Annotated in this window: 12 protein-coding genes and 1 tRNA gene; 7 read left to right on the top strand and 6 right to left on the bottom strand. The window is 53.8% G+C overall.

Translation table 11 applies throughout. From position 1 onward, the window contains the following. Positions 1–313: 313 nt before the first annotated feature. Positions 314–1444 (bottom strand): hypothetical protein, encoded by a 1131-nt coding sequence (locus SADFL11_RS00300; protein ID WP_008194132.1) that lies wholly within the window; start codon positions 1442–1444, stop codon positions 314–316. Positions 1445–1862: 418 nt separating this feature from the next. Here SADFL11_RS00300 and SADFL11_RS00305 point away from each other — a divergent pair, with 418 nt between their 5' ends. Both SADFL11_RS00305 and SADFL11_RS00310 read left to right on the top strand, forming a co-directional pair. Next, on the top strand, positions 1863–3077 hold the full coding sequence (locus tag SADFL11_RS00305) for a GTP-binding protein (protein ID WP_008192547.1): 1215 nt from the start codon (positions 1863–1865) through the stop codon (positions 3075–3077). After that, on the top strand, positions 3074–3694 hold the full coding sequence (locus SADFL11_RS00310) for a DUF1826 domain-containing protein (RefSeq protein ID WP_008194469.1): 621 nt from the start codon (positions 3074–3076) through the stop codon (positions 3692–3694). The genes SADFL11_RS00305 and SADFL11_RS00310 overlap by 4 nt, the downstream gene beginning before the upstream one ends. A gap of 42 nt (positions 3695–3736) precedes the next feature. On the opposite strand, the gene SADFL11_RS00315 is transcribed toward SADFL11_RS00310, so the two are convergent. The 3 genes from SADFL11_RS00315 to serA form a co-directional block, all read right to left on the bottom strand. Beyond that, positions 3737–5413 carry a saccharopine dehydrogenase family protein gene (locus tag SADFL11_RS00315; RefSeq protein ID WP_209002701.1) on the bottom strand — a complete coding sequence of 559 codons (1677 nt, stop codon included), beginning with the start codon at positions 5411–5413 and terminating at the stop codon, positions 3737–3739. Further along, positions 5403–5858: a thiol-disulfide oxidoreductase DCC family protein gene (locus tag SADFL11_RS00320; RefSeq protein ID WP_081450482.1), complete on the bottom strand. Its 456-nt coding sequence runs from the start codon at positions 5856–5858 to the stop codon at positions 5403–5405. The genes SADFL11_RS00315 and SADFL11_RS00320 overlap by 11 nt, the downstream gene beginning before the upstream one ends. 143 nt (positions 5859–6001) lie before the next feature. Beyond that, complete coding sequence (gene serA / locus SADFL11_RS00325; RefSeq protein ID WP_008194468.1) at positions 6002–7246, bottom strand: phosphoglycerate dehydrogenase; 1245 nt, start codon at positions 7244–7246, stop codon at positions 6002–6004. A gap of 371 nt (positions 7247–7617) precedes the next feature. Here serA and SADFL11_RS00330 point away from each other — a divergent pair, with 371 nt between their 5' ends. After that, positions 7618–10152, top strand: a complete 2535-nt coding sequence (locus SADFL11_RS00330; protein WP_209002702.1) for a sensor domain-containing protein — start codon at positions 7618–7620, stop codon at positions 10150–10152. Positions 10153–10264: 112 nt separating this feature from the next. On the opposite strand, the gene ilvN is transcribed toward SADFL11_RS00330, so the two are convergent. Then, entirely contained in the window at positions 10265–10837 is a 573-nt protein-coding gene (ilvN, locus tag SADFL11_RS00335; protein WP_008189543.1) for an acetolactate synthase small subunit, read from the bottom strand. Between the two features lie 27 nt (positions 10838–10864). Further along, positions 10865–12640, bottom strand: a complete 1776-nt coding sequence (locus tag SADFL11_RS00340; RefSeq protein ID WP_008193850.1) for an acetolactate synthase 3 large subunit — start codon at positions 12638–12640, stop codon at positions 10865–10867. 608 nt (positions 12641–13248) lie between these two features. Here SADFL11_RS00340 and SADFL11_RS00345 point away from each other — a divergent pair. The 4 genes from SADFL11_RS00345 (at position 13249) to SADFL11_RS00360 (ending at position 17102) form a co-directional block, all read left to right on the top strand. Then, positions 13249–13324, top strand: a tRNA-Lys gene (locus SADFL11_RS00345). 428 nt (positions 13325–13752) lie between these two features. After that, positions 13753–14097, top strand: a complete 345-nt coding sequence (locus tag SADFL11_RS00350; protein ID WP_081450481.1) for a KTSC domain-containing protein — start codon at positions 13753–13755, stop codon at positions 14095–14097. 85 nt (positions 14098–14182) lie between these two features. Next, a complete protein-coding gene (locus SADFL11_RS00355) occupies positions 14183–15061 on the top strand; it encodes an HNH endonuclease (RefSeq protein ID WP_167578933.1) in 879 nt (292 codons plus the stop codon). A gap of 55 nt (positions 15062–15116) precedes the next feature. Continuing rightward, positions 15117–17102, top strand: a complete 1986-nt coding sequence (locus SADFL11_RS00360) for a DUF2075 domain-containing protein (protein WP_040450846.1) — start codon at positions 15117–15119, stop codon at positions 17100–17102. Positions 17103–17194 lie beyond the last annotated feature (92 nt).

Genomic DNA, 17194 nt, shown 5'->3' on the forward strand with positions numbered 1-17194 from the left:
CTCTCCCGTATCCTGTTTAACGGATCCATTTCCGTGTGACTGGATAGGTGTGCATCGGCGCGTCCAGCTACAAATTAAACATAGTTTAGAAAGCCCGGTGAGAAACTCAAACCAGACCAGCGTCGCTGGGATTTTGGTTGGGTTCGTTGGGTTTTCTCAGCACCGCTGTTTGGGATCATGATGGCGTATAGAGGTCAGCCTCAAGTTTGATGACTTCTGCAAACGCAGCTGCGCCTCGCACCTAAAACCCTGCCCGGAAGGCCCGCCATCCGTTTTCCCACCCGAACGACACTTGGCGATTGGATTTGAAATGCTAGATCTGCGCCGTCGAAGCGATTTTGGCTTCCCAGAAGGCGATCAGCGATTTCACGTTTCCAATACTTGCAGTGACGACCTCCGACTCTGCTTTGGTCGCGGTACTGCCCACGCAAACGGCATCAGACCGCGCCCGTGTTGCGGTGGTTTCCGCTTCTACCGCAACATTTTTTGACTTGAACATGGACGATTTGACTTCGAGAATGGTTTTTGTCATTTCCACTCCGGTAATTCCAACGTCAAACAAACCAATGTTAACGTCGAGTGCTGTTGCAACATTTAGCGACGCTGCGGCTCTGTAAGAAAGGCCAGCACCAAAATACAATTCAAAAAACGTGCCACGGAAAATAGATGTGTTGTGGCCCCAAATATCCTCAAAGTTGTCGGCCCGCATGATGGTCGAGTTGTCTTCGGTGATGTCGGCTGTGCTTGTTCCGTTGACCTGCAGGAAGAGTGAGTTGCCCTCAATATAGACATCGGAGTTTCCATCGTTCGCGATGATCTCGATGCCTTTGTCTCCTGAGTTGTTGACACCTCTGGCGGTGTAGGTATCAGGGTCTCCAACACCTGAGCGCACGCTCACCTTCTTTGTGGCCTTCACTGTAAACTTGTCACCGGACGTGCTGTCTATTGAGCCATTCACTGTGACAAGGGCAATGTTCTCGTCACTCTGGACATGGATTTGATCCGCTGCATGCACGTAGATCTTTTCGCCGGACCGCAGAAGCACGCGCCCGTCGCAGGCCATTAAAATCCCTTGCCGCTTTATGACTTCATTGTTTTCGCCATTCGTCTGTTTGCCTGGTGCATTCTGGTGGGCTTTGGCACTGGTTTCATCGGAGATATGCTGGGTCGGATAAACCTCGGACTGGACAGCGTGCAAAGATCCCTGACTTTTGCCCAGATTTGCATTCTCCGGTTCCTCCAAATCCGAGTATCCACCAAGTCTCAGTACGGCGCCCAAGCCCGTGTCGTCGGTTGTGGTGGCAGCAGAACCGAAGTCTTTTGGCACATAGAAATAGGTGTATGTGTTTTGATAGTGGGAACCGGAGTCCGTTTCTTCCAGCGTTTTGTCGGTGTTGCTGATTACTTCGCGGATTTTCGTGATTTCGTCTGAAGTAAGGGTCACGGGTCATCGTCCTTCCCAGAACATGTCTAAGCGGCCGGCGCTTGTTATAAATTGAGGCCTAGTAAGGATTGTATCTTCCCTTAGGCGGAAAACAATAATTCAGCTGAAAATAATCGAGCATAGCTGGTAAATTGTGCAAATTTTGAATGTATTTTAGCTGTGACTTTCAGGAAATCTTGCCTGTGTTTGAACGCATTTGCGTAAGGTGGGAGATCGTTTCTGATTGTCAACGGCTGTATCTGCCCATCGTCTACACGGCCTAGATCAACAAGTCGGTTTAAACGTCACCACTCTTTTCCAACCATCCAGAGGAAGGATGAGTGCTTGGGGAGTTTTGTCTTGTCAGCAGCGACCCATTGGAGATATGAGATATGTAACGTAATAACATTACAGTTCAACATGACATAATGGAGAGCTCATGTCCGCCATCCGTTTGCCCGTTACGATCCTGTCCGGCTTTTTGGGCGCAGGCAAAACCACGTTGCTCAACCGTATTTTGAACAATCGCGACAATCTGAAAGTGGCTGTCATCGTCAATGACATGTCCGAGGTGAACATCGACGCGGATTTGGTGCGGTCCGGCGGTGCGGAACTCAGCCATACCGATGAAACACTGGTCGAAATGTCCAATGGCTGCATCTGTTGCACGCTTCGTGACGACCTCTTGCAGGAGGTCCGCCGGATCGCCGAGGAGCGCCGGTTCGACTATCTTTTGATTGAATCGACCGGCATTTCGGAGCCATTGCCGGTAGCGGCGACTTTCGACTTCCGCGATGAGGAGGGGGAAAGCCTCTCCGACGTTGCGCGGATCGACACGATGGTCACTGTTGTCGATGCGGTGAACCTTCTGAAGGACTTCTCCAGCCATGAATTCCTGAGTGACCGGGGGGAAACGCTCGGCGAAGAGGACGAGCGGACCCTCGTGCATCTCCTCACCGATCAGATCGAGTTTGCCGATGTCGTGGTGCTCAACAAGGTAAGCGCTGCGAATGCGGGCCAAGTGGATGCGGCACGAAAAATCATCCGCAGCCTCAATGCGGATGCGCGCATCATTGAGACCGACTACTCCGTTGTAGAGCCGTCCGAAATTCTCAACACGGGGCTGTTCGATTTCGAAAAGGCTCATGAGCACCCGATGTGGGCCAAAGAACTTTATGGGTTTGCCGACCATGTTCCGGAAACGGAGGAGTATGGCGTTGCTTCCTATGTCTACCGCGCCCGCCGGCCGTTTGATCCTGCCAAAATTCACGCCCTTTTGAATGGATCTTTGCCGGGTGTTATCCGCGCCAAGGGACATTTCTGGATCGCAAGCTGGCCGGATTATGTGCTGGAATTTTCTTTGGCCGGCGCGCTGTCCAGCATCAGCCCGCTTGGAACCTGGTGGGCGTCTGTTCCGCCAGTGCAATGGCCACAGGACGAGCGCGTTCAGGCGTATGCCCGCTCTCATTGGTCAGAGCCATTCGGTGACCGCAGGCAGGAGATCGTGATCATTGGCGCAGGTATCGACTGGCCCGAATTGCGGGAGCGAATGGACGCTTGCCTGATCCCGCCGGAGGCCGGGGACGACTTGTCGGCTTTTGCATCCCTTGCCGATCCGTTCCCGCCGTTTCAACGCCGGGAGGCTGCCGAATGAGCCTTGCGCTTGAAACTTCAGCCGGTTCAGTTGCAGCCGACGTCTTCATGGGCCGGGATGCGGACATCCTGACCGAAATTGCGTCGCCTGGGGTTGCGGCTGCGATCTGGCAGCGCACACCGGAGCCGGGTTTCCAATCGTGGATTGATGGTCTTGGCAAAGATCAGTTGCCTGACCTTCGAACCGTTGTTCCGGTTCACCTTGCTGAAGCTGCCGTGATCACCGCGTGTGAAACATCAGGTCTCAAGGCGTCACCGGAACGGGATGTTCTGGCGAGCGATATTGGCGCCCTTGCGGTCATGATGGCCAAGATCCTTGCCGTTGATCACGTCCGGCTGCGGTTGGATGTGGCCGATGAGGTGATGTGTCCGAAGTTTCACATCGACCGGGTGCCAGCGCGTTTGTTGTGCACCTATCGCGGATCGGGGACCGAGTATGTTCCCTTGGGCTCTGAAGCGGGTCCCAAGCGCATCCGGCGGGTGAAACGCGGCGCTGCCGCCCTCTTTCGCGGCACGCTCTGGGACACTGACGAGACCACCGGCATCCTGCACCGCTCGCCGGAGGTCACACCGGAAGACGGTCCGCGTTTGTTGCTGGTCATCGACCCCGTTGCTTGAATCCAAAGCCCCGCAAGTTGCGGGGCTTTATCTCTTTGTGTTTTATCCGGGCTCAAGCCAACCCCGATACCGGACAATCGGCCCAATCAACGGTATCGATACTTTGACATCAAAACAGAAGCGGTTGTCTTCCGATGTTTCTTGTGTCTCGCTGATGGGAAGAAGCCACTTTGGGATGGGAATTCCGAACAACCGGCCCTTGGAAACAGGGAACATCAAGGCACCGTTCTTTATTTCCAGCCCAATATCAAAAGCCGCCGCTCCAAAACGCTCCGTAACAATACCGTCGCCCGGATCTTGCGCCAGACTCAGAACGGATCGCATTACACGTCCGCCAAAGTCCCGGCACCAAACTTCCTTGTCGCCGCACGCTGTTATTGTCACGGCGATAGGACGTTGCGCTGCTTCCTTTGGAAAACCTGCAATCCCGCAGATCGCTGGAACCAGCCATGATCCGCCGCGTGTGATTTCAGCTTTGCCGACCCAGTTGCGTTGGTCGGAGGTACGGTGCAATTCTCTGACTCCTTTGGGAAGCGTCCAAAACGATGCGCCAAGTGCCTTTTCAAAAAGAGGCTTCCAAGTCTTGGTTTGAATGCTGGTAACAACACTGAGCTGCGCCGTTGCAGTGTCTATGTCCTTGAGGGTGAACTCGCCAAGGCAGGCCCGGGCACCAGGCGCAACGGACTTAGCTACCAATTTCTTGCACAGGACATTCGCCGCCACCGCAGGAATGTGGGGGCCATCGCCGGCCTCAGCAATCAGGCTCCAAGTTCTTTCCAAGTTGTTGCCGTCTTTGCCCGGTCCTTGCAGGAATACCTGCATTCCGCCACGGTCTGAACCGAACGGCCCAAACCAGCCAGCAATCGTTTGGAAAGTCTTCGAGGCTGGTTCCAGAGTTTTCACAAGTCTCAGGCGCACGAGAAAGGACAGTAAGTATAGCCCAATATGAAGGACGGGAAGTTCAAGCCCCGCGCGGAACAATACGGACTCGGCCCCATACTGTTTCGGAAAGAGGGCCAGATCCGGCGAGCCGATGAAGCTCGACCACCGTTGTTCGAGATCCGCAGTGGAGTTTGATGTGATTTTTCGTTTTTCAAGCCCCGACCATCCGGTGACATAGGTAGATCGTCCGCCTCGGGTGACCATGACCGGTCTTCCGATTTGGCTAAGTATGGCCCGAATGACAGAAAGCCCGCGGGGTGCCCTGTTGCCTGGAAGGATTGTTGTTTCGATTAGTTCAATTTCCCGAAAGTCCTCTTGGAGGGTGTCAACCGCAGCCGACGATAGTGCAGGTACAATTGAAACCCCAGAAAGCGCTACCAATCCGAGTGTTTCAGCCCGATCATTCAGTGTGGTGATACCGTGCGTGAAGCCGGGATCGTCAGAGAGATCCAGATAATGACTGCCAATTTCCAGCACGGCTTCTGCCACTTGGTAAGGGTTTTGTCCGTACAGCTGGAAAGGGCCGGCCGCGTCTATCGTAATAAATGGTCCCAATTTCGCAAGCGCATCCCCAAAAGCGGGATCGGCCCGATCCAGAAAAGCAGGTGAACCACCTCCGATCGAGGTGCAAAACGCTTGAGCTTTTTCAATCGTCCGACCTGCCACAACCACGTCAAATTGGTTGTCACGGAGCAAAGCCTGGCTTAACAGACCACCGAAAACACCATAACCGCCGAGAACGACGATGCGTTTCACAGCGCTTTGATCAGTCAACAAGACGGTTTCTCAAAGCATCGGAGGGAAGCGGACAACTGCGACGGCCCGCTCGGTAGCGGTTTCGGGCAATACGGTCATAAAACCAGTCGGCGAATGGAGGCGGAAGAAGTTTCAGGGCCTTAAACAGTCGCCAAGGCCAACCAAGGGCTGACATTGCTTGACAAAAAGCTGCCATCTTCACAAAAGCCCGGCCTTCTTGAATGACAATACTTGTCTCCATTTGATCCGGATCCAGGCCGTGAATAACATAGAGTTCTCTGCCAAGTTCGGATTGTGCGGATACAAATTTGAATTTTGTTTTGTTATCGCGCAGAGCCACAAAACGGGCAAAGCCAGAACACATTAGACAGGTCGCGTCAAACACGATCAGGTTTGATGGGAGATCGGTGCGTACAGGCAATCTGGGCAGGGTGTTATGCCCGGCGGTGTGGCAATGGTGTTTCATGATTGCCCCGACAACGTTTTGTTGGTCTCAAATTACCACCTGAATGGCCGATTGGAGATCCGCAATTTGTCGCAGCAATGCATGATGAAGAAAGCCCCGCAAATTGCGGGGCTTTCTTCATCTTTGTGAGATGCCTTTGGCGCTCAAACCCGGTTGAGCAGGCGGGCTCGGATCGTGTTCGGCAAGGCCCGGATTTCTTCAAGGATCTTGACCGGATCCTGAACAGGGCTGTCGACATCGAGCACCACATAACCAATGTCCAGATGCGACTGCATGTACTGGGCATGGATGTTGAGGTCGTGCCGCGTGAAAAGGTCGTTCAATGTACGCATTGCGCCGGGCGCATTGTGGTGCACTTGGATGAAGCGGGTCGCCTCCGTGCCCTTCGGCAGCTGAACCTGCGGAAAGGAGACCGCGCCGATCGTAGAGCCAACGTCTGAGTATTCCACCAGGCGCTTGGAGACTTCCTCACCAATCCGGGCCTGAGCCTCTTCCGTTGAGCCGCCAACATGCGGGGTCAGGATCACATTATCGAGACCGCGCAGCGGCGAGATGAACTCATCCTTGTTGGACTTGGGCTCAACCGGGAACACATCCACTGCCGCGCCGGCCAGATGTCCGGTTTTCAACGCCGCTGCAAGCGCGTCAATGTTGACGACCTTGCCGCGGGCATTGTTGATCAGGAAGGCGCCCTTTTTCATCTTGGCGATCTGATCAGCGCCGAACATGTTCCGGGTTCCCGGTGTGTCGGGCACATGAAGAGAAACGACATCGGATTCAGCGAGAAGTGCATCCATGCTGTCGGATGGCATCACGTTGCCATGTTGAAGCTTGTCGATGGTATCGTAGTAGATCACCCGCAGGCCCATAGCTTCTGCAAGATTGGAGAGCTGCGTGCCGATGTTGCCGTAGCCGATGATGCCGAGGGTCTTGCCGCGCACCTCGTGAGAGCCGGCAGCCGTCTTCATCCAGCGCCCTTCGTGGGCCCCGCTCGATTTCGGGAAGACACCGCGCATCAACATGACGATTTCGGCAATGGTCAGCTCTGCCACGGACCGCGTGTTGGAAAACGGTGCGTTGAAGACCGGAATGCCGCGTGTCAGCGTGCCACCGAGATCGACCTGGTTGGTGCCAACAGAAAAGCAGCCGACGGCGACCAGCGACTTTGCCGATTCCAGAACCTCTTCCGTTACTTGCGTGCGGGAGCGGATCCCGAGCATCTGCACGTCCTGCAGCTTCTCGATCAGGGCGTCCTTTTCCAGCGCGCCGGACAGGACTTCCACATTCGTGTAACCGTTTTTTTCCAAAATCGCGTGCGCGGTCGGCGAAATGCCTTCCAGCAGCAGCCAGCGGATCTGGTTCTTCGGCCGGGACAGACCGTGGATCATGGGCCTAGAGCCTCTATTCTTGACAGGTGTATCAGCTGCGGCCGGTGCGCCGCAAAAACGCCGGTGTCGTATACGCGCAGATCCGTGTCGCGTCTAGGTCGCGTTGGCACAAATGGGTCTTCCCTCGTTCCCCCGAGTGGAGAGATGAGGATGATTCAGTCCGAGAGTTTTGAGTGCGGCTTGCCGTAGAAGCATACTTGATCAGTTCTTTTGGTTCGAGTGTTGTGATTCCTGTGAATTTTATATCGCTACAATTTACAATAGTAAGTATGTTTTCTTCGAAAGTTCTGGATTTTTGTTTACTTCCATTCATTCTTGACTAACGGGTGTTTCATAAAACAAATGAGATGCTTCTGAAGGCGAAATCTGGATTGGAATTACTCAAAAAATCGTTTCTTGATCTGACAGCTGATGCTGTTGCTGTCTGCCGATTGGGGCTGGACGGCAGGGCATTGCAAGTCGCCTACACCAATCAAGCGTTTGATGTGTTGTTCGGAGCCCGAAGAGATTGGACTTCCGGGAACACTTTTCCGTTTGCAAGCGTCCATAGACAGATTCTCCATGACCCATCCGGAAAAATCCGAAAAACCGTAAAGCTGTCCAAGGAGGACGGCTCGACGATTTTGGTGAGCGCGTCTGGTTTTGCGTTTCAGGATGAAGCCGCAGGGGAGCTGTACAGCTGTGTCACCTATATGGACATTTCTAGCGAAACGTTTTTGGCCGAAGGAGACGAGCGCCACCCTGAGGCTGGTAGCCCGGATCAGGAAGTGGCGGCGCTCAAGCATGCGCATGAACGGATCCTGGGTGCGCTCAACGCCTATCCGGATCCGATCGTCATATACGATTCCGAACTAAATCTTGTCTTCCGGAATGACAGCTATGCGGCGTCGATGTCTGACACACCCGGCGACTTGGTGGAAGGCATGCATCTCAGGGAGGTGCTGCGCCTTGCAATAAAGCACGGGCGATATCCGGTCGCGATTGGCCGTGAAGATGAATGGATCGATGAAATCCTGTCCCCAGCCACGATGCAGATGCCGGCACAGGATGTGGAGCTTGATGGGGATGTCCATCATCGCCTCATGCGCTCACGAGCGCCTAACGGTGACTATGTTGTTATCCGCTTGAATTCGACGGAGTTTGTTCGCGAAAAGAGGGCTGCTGAAGAGGCGCAAGCCAGACTGCTCGCGGCGTTGAATGCCTATCCGGCGCCTTTTGTGATCTACGATGCGGGCGATTGCCTTGTCGTTTGCAACGATGCGTACCGGGCATCGATGTCGACCAATCCAGCTGAGCTGAAGTTTGGCATGCATCGCACGGAGATCGCCCGAATCGCGATCCGGGCCGGCAAGATCTCCAATGCGATTGGCCGGGAAGAGGAATGGATGTCCGATAGGCACCAGGACCGGGAAATGGACAAACCGGTCCAGGACCTGGAGTTGCCGGGCGATGTGCATCATCGCCTGTTACGTTCAAGGGTTGAAAACGGCGACTTGGTCATTTTGCGGATCGATACGACCGAACTGGTGCGTCACCGCCGCGCGCTTGAAAGGAACTCTGAAGAACTGAAGAAGGCCAACGCCGAAATAACCCACATGGCACTTCATGATGATCTGACTGGGTTGGGAAATCGCAGATATCTTGCAAAAACCCTTGAAGAATTCACTGAACGGCGTCAAGCGACCGGCGGGGAGATTGCGGCACTCCACATTGATCTGGACCGGTTCAAACAGATCAACGATACGATGGGCCATCGGGCTGGTGACGATGTGCTGGTCGAAGCGGCCAATCGAATCCGGCTTGTATTAGAACCTGCGGAGGCAGTTGCCCGGATCGGCGGAGATGAGTTTGTTGTTTTGGTTCCATTGTCAGATAGTTCGGACCGGCCTGCTGACCTGGCCAACACTCTTTTGAAGGATCTGTCGCGTCCCGTACGCACGCACGACAAGGAGTGCCGGGTGGGTGCTTCGATCGGGATCGCCGAGACACCTCTTTCCGAAGTTGAAAATCTCCTGACCAATTCAGACGTGGCGCTCTACAAGGCCAAACATCGTGGCCGTGGGCGTATTGAAGTTTATGATTGCTCGGATCTGGAAGACGTCCGCCGGGCGAAGGCGCTAGCGGATGATATTCTACGCGCGATCGAGAAACGAGAATTTGAGCCTTACTACCAGCCACAAGTGGAAGCAAAATCCGGCCAGATCGTCGGAATTGAGGTTCTTGCCCGATGGCGTCACCCAGAAAAGGGTATTCTTGCACCTAGTGAATTTCTTACGGTTGCCACGGACATCAGTGTCGCCGGAGAAATCGATCAACAGATGTTTGAAAAGGCGATTGAACAATGCCGCAATTTGCCTGTCGCTGCGTCAGGCTCCATTGCGTTGTCGTTTAATGTCAGTGAAGACAGGGTCAATCTGACTGATCTTGAGGATATTCAACGGCAAATTCAGGCCTATCCAGGGCAGATAAGTTTTGAGCTGCTTGAGACGATTTTTTTGGAAGAACAGGATAATGCGTTCTTGCAACGGCTCAACGAGCTCCGCGGCATGGGGATCTCCATCGAAGTCGATGATTTTGGCAGTGGCCGGGCATCTGTGGTCGCGCTGCAGCGGATCAACCCGGACCGGCTCAAGATTGATCGCCGTTTGGCCCCCCTTGTGACAGCCGGTAGCGGCGGATTGCGTCTGCTACGCTCGATCATCGAGATTGCGCAGGCGCTGGAGCTTGGTGTGACCGCAGAGGGAGTCGAGACGAAGGAACAGGCGGACCTCCTGTCGAAGCTCGGGTGCGATCGTCTTCAGGGCTACTATTTTGCCAAACCGATGCCGTTTTCCGACTTGGTTGCCCTCCTTGAGGCTCAGCAAGACGATCCGCATATCATGACAGGCCTTCCGGTCGCGAGATAACGTTCGAGAAACTTGGCGTTTTGAACCAGCCGGACTGACTTGGATCGGACGCAACCAAATAAAAAGGCCCCGGTGCAGACACCGGGGCCATGTTTTTCCCGAAGAACTTCGTTTAGAGGCCCTCTGATCCCCGCTGAACCGCAGCGACACCGGTACGGGAGACTTCGACCAGTCCGAGCGGTTTCATGATCGAGATGAACTGCTCGATCTTGGATGTCCGGCCGGTGATCTCAAAGACGAAATGCTCGGTCGTTGCATCAATGACGGTTGCCTTGAATGCATCTGCCAAACGCAGAGCTTCCAGGCGTTTGTCTCCGTCGCCGACAACTTTGATCAATGCCAGTTCGCGCTCCAGCGGCTTGTCCTGATTGAGCCGGCGAGCCCGAACCGTCAAGTCTGTGACACGGTGGACAGGCACCAGGCGGTCAAGCTGATGGCGGATCTGCTCGATGATCATCGGTGTCCCGGTCGTCACGATCGTGATCCGTGACAAATGCTTCTCGTGCTCTGTTTCCGACACGGTCAGGCTGTCGATGTTGTAGCCGCGCCCGGAAAACAAGCCTATTACACGGGCAAGCACGCCCGGCTCGTTGTCAACGATCAGCGATAGGGTGTGGGTTTCGATTTCATTGCTGACTTCGGCCAGGAAATAGGCGGAAGGTGCATTGACGTTTTGTGCGTTCATCTTCTCAAAAATCCTTGTGACCGGGCCTTAAACGAGGGATTTGCCTTCAGCGGAAATCGCGTTGGCAACGGCCTCGTCATTGGCCTCGTCCGGAAGCAGCATTTCGTTGTGAGCCTTGCCCGAAGGGATCATCGGGAAGCAGTTGGCGAGTGCCGCAACCCGGCAATCAAACAGGACAGGCCTGTCGACCGCGATCATCTCCTCGATGGCACCGTCCAGATCTCCCGGTTTTTCCACCCGGAAACCAACCCCGCCATAGGCCTCGGCCAGCTTGACAAAATCTGGCAGGCTCTCCGTATAGGAATGAGACAAGCGATTGCCATGCAGGAGCTGCTGCCACTGGCGGACCATGCCCATGTACTGGTTGTTCAGGATGAACACTTTGACCGGCAACCGGTATTGAACGGCCGTCGACATTTCCTGGATATTCATCAGGATCGAGGCGTCCCCTGCGATATCGACACACAAGGCGTCGCGGTGTGCGACTTGCGCGCCGATCGCAGCTGGCAGGCCATAGCCCATGGTTCCGAGACCGCCGGAGGTCAGCCACCGGTTCGGCTCTTCAAAGCCATAGAACTGCGCCGCCCACATCTGGTGTTGACCGACTTCCGTTGAGACGAACGTCTTGCGGTGTTTGGTCAGCTCGTACAGCCGTTGAATGGCGTATTGCGGCATGATGACATCGCTGTTTGGCATGTACGCAAGCGAATTGCGCGCACGCCAGGTATCGATCTGCGACCACCAGTCCTTCATGGCTGCCGCATCCGCTTTCATGGACGAAGACCGCCAGATCCGGACAAGATCCTCCAGAACATGGCCGACATCGCCAATGATCGGCAGGTCGGCGTTGATCGTCTTGTTGATCGAGGACGGGTCGATATCGATGTGGATTTTCTTGGAGCCTGGCGAGAATGCGTCGGTCCGGCCGGTAATCCGGTCGTCGAAGCGGGCGCCGATGTTGATCATCAGATCGCAATCATGCATCGCCATGTTGGCTTCGTAGGTTCCATGCATGCCGAGCATGCCCAACCAGTTGTCACCGGAAGCCGGATAGGCACCAAGACCCATCAGGGTTGAGGTGATCGGGAAGCCGGTCAGCGACACCAGCTCGCGCAACAGCTGAGTGGCTTGCGGACCGGAGTTGATGACACCGCCGCCCGTGTAGAGGATCGGCCGCTTGGCCGCTGCCATCATTTCGGCGGCCATCCGGATCGAAGCTGCGTCGCCTTTGACCTGAGGCCGGTAGCTCTTGTGTGCTGCGGCCGGGTTCGGTGTTGGTCCCTGATAGGTGCCGGTTGCGAACTGGACGTCCTTCGGAATGTCGACAACGACCGGGCCCGGACGGCCGGAGGTCGCAACATAAAAGGCCTCATGCAGAATGCGCGGCAGATCGTCAACGTTGCGGACCAGCCAGTTGTGTTTGGTGCAGGGCCGGGTGATGCCGACCGTATCGCACTCCTGAAAGGCATCGTTGCCGATCAAGTGGGTCGGAACCTGGCCGGAGATGCAGACCAGCGGAATGCTGTCCAGCATGGCGTCCGTCAAGGCGGTGACCATGTTGGTTGCGCCGGGGCCGGATGTGACCAGGGCAACGCCGGGTTTGCCGGTAGAGCGCGCGTAGCCTTCCGCAGCATGACCAGCCCCTTGTTCATGGCGCACCAGAATGTGCTCAAGGCCGTCCTGCTGAATGATCTCGTCATAAATGGGAAGCACAGCACCACCCGGGTAGCCGAAGATTGTGTCAACTCCCTGGTCCTTCAGCGCCTGGATAACCATTTCAGCGCCGGTCATTTCCCGTGTCATTCGTCTCACGTCCTTGCATGTTCGCCTGATGGGTCAGGCTATTGGCTCTCAAGTTTGGTTTTGATCCTGTTGCTGCGGCATCAAAGTCCGGATGAAGGAGCGTTTCAGGCGGCGGATACAAAAAAAGGCCCCTGAGGGAGCCTTGGTCGCGCGCCAATATGCCGGTCGGGGTTATCCCGCCAGGGCGCGCTTTTCCACCACTACTAGAATGAGCGACATCATCATGTCGTTCCGGTCCTTTGATGCTGCAGGTCTTTGATAACAAGACCGTTTGGAAGAAAGTGCTGCGTTCCCACGAGTTGGATGTGTTTGCAGCCAACGCACAAACCAGCTCTTCCAGCCTGATTTGATGCGCCGCACCCTAGTAAGGTCGGGGGGAGGGGTCAAGCCAAAAATTCATTTGTTGCGTATAAGTTCGGCAATGTTTTTGAAAATTTCCAACATCCAGTGGTCAGGGCAGCGGACAGTTGGGTCATTGCGCGGCTGAACCGAAGCTGTGGAAACGGCTGAGCGGCATGACAAAAAGTGTCGCAGAGCCATTGCAGCCTGATGGCGGCGGCTATATATCCCCGAAATCGGTGGATGCCCCTGGGCAGCGCCACCGCGTTGGGTGTGTAGCTCAGTTGGTAGAGCAGCTGACTCTTAATCAGCGGGTCTGGGGTTCGAGCCCCCACTCACCCACCAGCAATTTCAGTCGTTTATTGGCATGATGCTTGGGTTTGGTTTTTGCTAGGCAGCAAATAAGCAGCGCTGGCAGTCAGGCCATCAATAGACTTTGCAAGCCGCTATGCATTCTCAGATGTGTTCTGATCATTCTGTCACATGCAAGCGATTGGAGGTCATTTAGCGCAACGTGACGCCCCCGTATCCCCCCCGGTGAAAACAAAAGGTACCTGTTATTGTGGGCGGCCCACTCTATTTGAGGTCACTCACCCCAAAATTCGATCAGCATAGAAATCACGGAATAAACGTACATTCAAAAACGATCGGAGCACCGTATAGCGTTGCAATGCCCCGAAGACTGCAGCTACCGAAAAAGGATTGTCGCTTGGTGTTTGTCTGTGAATGTCCTAATTTCGTGTTATTGTTCAATAATTCTTTTGGCCCTGCTCATGACACGCTACGCAATCATTCTAATAGCACTGTTAGGTTTTACCTCCCTTGCGCAAAGTGAAACGGTTTATGTGAAATATCGTGGGGATATTTTACTCGATACGTTTAGCTGTCAGAGCATCAGTCGGAGTAGCTTCGTGAAGCGCGTCTGCTACCAACCTGAAACGCGGTACATGATTTTGCGTCTCCGATCCACGTACTATCATTATTGCGAAGTTGGTTCGAATGTAGTCACTGCTTTCTTGGGTGCGTCGTCTATGGGCAGGTTCTACAACGTCAACATCCGAGCATCGTCTAACGGCGGTCTGTATGACTGCCGCAACCATCGGGTACCATCATTTTAATCTACGACAAGGCTCGTGTCGCACAACGGGTTTCAGTCAGGTTGTCATGTCGAAACTGCTAGATTTTCTCCGCCATAAGATGTCGATGACTGATGTGTATCAACCTGTCATCATCAAAGAATTACTGCAGCATGACGGTCAACGCACCAAGGCTCAGCTGGCAGCAACCTTGGCAGCACACGATGCATCCGTGCAAAGGTATTATGAAAAGATCGTGATGCGATGGCCAAAGCAAACTCTGACCAAGCATGGTGTTGTTGGATACGACAAGTCGACCGCCACCTTCCAACTTGTACAGCTGCCGGAGCAAGCAGAAGTAATCCGTGAAGCAATCGGTGTCTGCGATAAAAAAATCGTTGAATGGCTCGAAAAGAAAAAGAAGAAGGGCGACGCGGCGACTGTCTCATCATCCGCCAGATACGAAGTCCTGAAGGCCGCGCATGGCAAATGCGAACTGTGTGGTATCTCTAGCGATATTAGCCCTATCGACGTTGATCACATCGTACCGCAGTCGAAAGCTGACAAGAACGGCAAGGTGCGGCTTCACGACGAACTGATGGGCGTCAATGATAAGCGCAATCTGCAAGCCCTATGCTTTGCCTGCAATCGCGCTAAACGCGACACTGACGCCACGGACTTCCGAAGAAGAAACAAGTTAGTTCGTGATCGCATTCCAGAATTGATCCGTGAAGAAGGCCGCACGGCTATTATCAACACTGTGAGCTGCAAGGAGCATACTGATGCGCTCATGGAGAAACTTGTCGAAGAACATGCAGAGCTGATCGCCGCGCGGACTACTAAGGACAAGCTGGAAGAGTTGGTCGACCTGGCGGAAGTTGTTTTTTCATTAGCTAAGCAACATGGCGCTGACGAAGCGACATTTATGCAGCAGGTCCGTGACAAGCGGGCAGAGAGGGGAGGTTTCAACGAGGGCTACGTCTATAAAGGCGATGTAACGACCTAAGTCTATCAAAGACTGATTATTATTTATCATTTGAGGAGGGGCATACTACGCCCACATGTTTAAGCGATCGTACTTTGACAACTCGATCCCCGCATTCATTCTTCAGAGCGAGGACGAGATACTCGGCGCCTTAACAAGTGCCCACCAATTCGAACTCACTGCTCAGCAGCGGAACGCCTGGATAGCGCAGATTGTCAACTTGAAGCAGCAACTTGCCAAATGTCTTTCCGGGCATGTGTACTTTGAGTTCACAATTCCAAGGATGGGCAAGCGCGTTGATGTTGTGTTGCTGATCCAGAATACCGTGTTCGTTATAGAGTATAAGACGGGCGAGCACCTTTCAGATCGGTCGCATGATCGGCACGCTATTGATCAGGTTGTTGATTATGCACTTGACCTAAAAAACTTTCATGAGGGCAGCCACAGTAAGCGGATTGTTCCAATCCTTGTGACCACTGGAGCGCCGGCAGCGGTCGTTAATGTCCAATGGGATGCTGATCAGATCGCTAGACCGTTGCTGTCCAATGGCGACAACATCGAAGAGATAATCAGGCTTGTTGTGGAGGGCGAAAGTATTAGCGATACCGATGCCAGGGATTGGTCTGAGAGCGGCTATAAACCGACGCCCACGATTATTGAAGCTGCACAGGCGCTATATCAAGGCCATGCAGTAGAAGAAATTTCACGTTCGGATGCTGGCGTAAAAAATCTCAGCAATACGACAGAATGCATCTTGGACATCATCACCAATTCTCGAAAGAATGGCAGAAAATCAATTTGCTTTGTGACGGGTGTGCCCGGTGCCGGCAAAACCCTGGCTGGTCTGAATATCTCAACCCGGAAAGTGGAAGGCACGGAAGAGCACGCCGTATTCTTATCCGGAAACGGACCCCTTGTTACGGTAATGCGGGAAGCTCTCGCCAGAGACCGGGTTGCGCGAGCGAAGGCTAATGGCAATCCGATCAACAAGAAGGCGGCTCTTCAGAAAGTGAGCGCCTTTATCCAGAATATCCATCACTTCCGAGATGAGGGATTGCGATCAGACAACCCTCCGGTCGAGCATGTTGTTGTGTTCGATGAAGCCCAGCGCGCCTGGAACCAAGCGCATGCTGAACGTTTCATGGTGCAAAAACGCGGCGCTTTATCGTTTGATATGTCAGAGCCGGAATTTCTGATCAGTTTGATGGATCGACGTGAGGATTGGTGCACGATCGTATGCCTGATTGGCGGTGGTCAGGAAATAAACACCGGTGAAGCTGGTCTCACAGAATGGTTCGACGCGCTAGCAAAAAGGTTTCAGCATTGGGACGTATATCACTCTGGGCACTTGAACCAACGTACATACAGTTGGGGTCAGGACCTAAATGCCAAACTGCGTAACTTGCGCGCCAAAAAAGAAGAAGCATTGCATCTCGCGGTGTCGGTTAGGTCTTACCGAGCTGAAAAGCTATCAGACTTTGTTGAAGCAATCATCGACGGTGATGCGGAACGCGCACGGCATTTATATCTAGCTCTGGAAAAATACCCGCTCGCAATTACACGTGATCTTAGCCGAGCGAAGAATTGGCTCCGAAATCATGCAAGAGGCACCGAACGCATCGGACTTGTCGCATCTTCCGGCGCCATAAGACTGAAGCCAGAAGGGCTCCAAGTTAAAAGCGAAATCGACCCAGCTAACTGGTTTCTGAATAACAGGGACGACATTCGGTCCTCGTTCTACCTCGAAGACGTCGCCACTGAATTTGACATACAGGGCCTCGAGCTTGATTGGACGTGCATGTGCTGGGATGCAGATTACAGGCGTGAGGCAGATGAATGGCGCCACTACTCCTTCAAGGGCACTAAGTGGCAGCACGTTAAGGATGCCTTCCGCAAGGTATATTTGGCGAATGCCTACAGAGTGCTACTCACTCGTGCGCGACAGGGAATGGTCATCTTGATCCCAAGAGGCGACGAAGCTGATCATACGCGGTATCCGCATTTTTATGAGGAAATTTTCGAATTTCTACTGCGCTGCGGCATTACCGAAATAACGCCCTGATCCGCAAACATTTCAGTGTCAAATTTCCCTTTTTTCGAAACACATGCATTTTCTTTAAATTGGTTTCCGACTGCGCATAAGAAATCATTAAT

Source organism: Roseibium alexandrii DFL-11 (assembly GCF_000158095.2).
GTDB lineage: Bacteria > Pseudomonadota > Alphaproteobacteria > Rhizobiales > Stappiaceae > Roseibium > Roseibium alexandrii.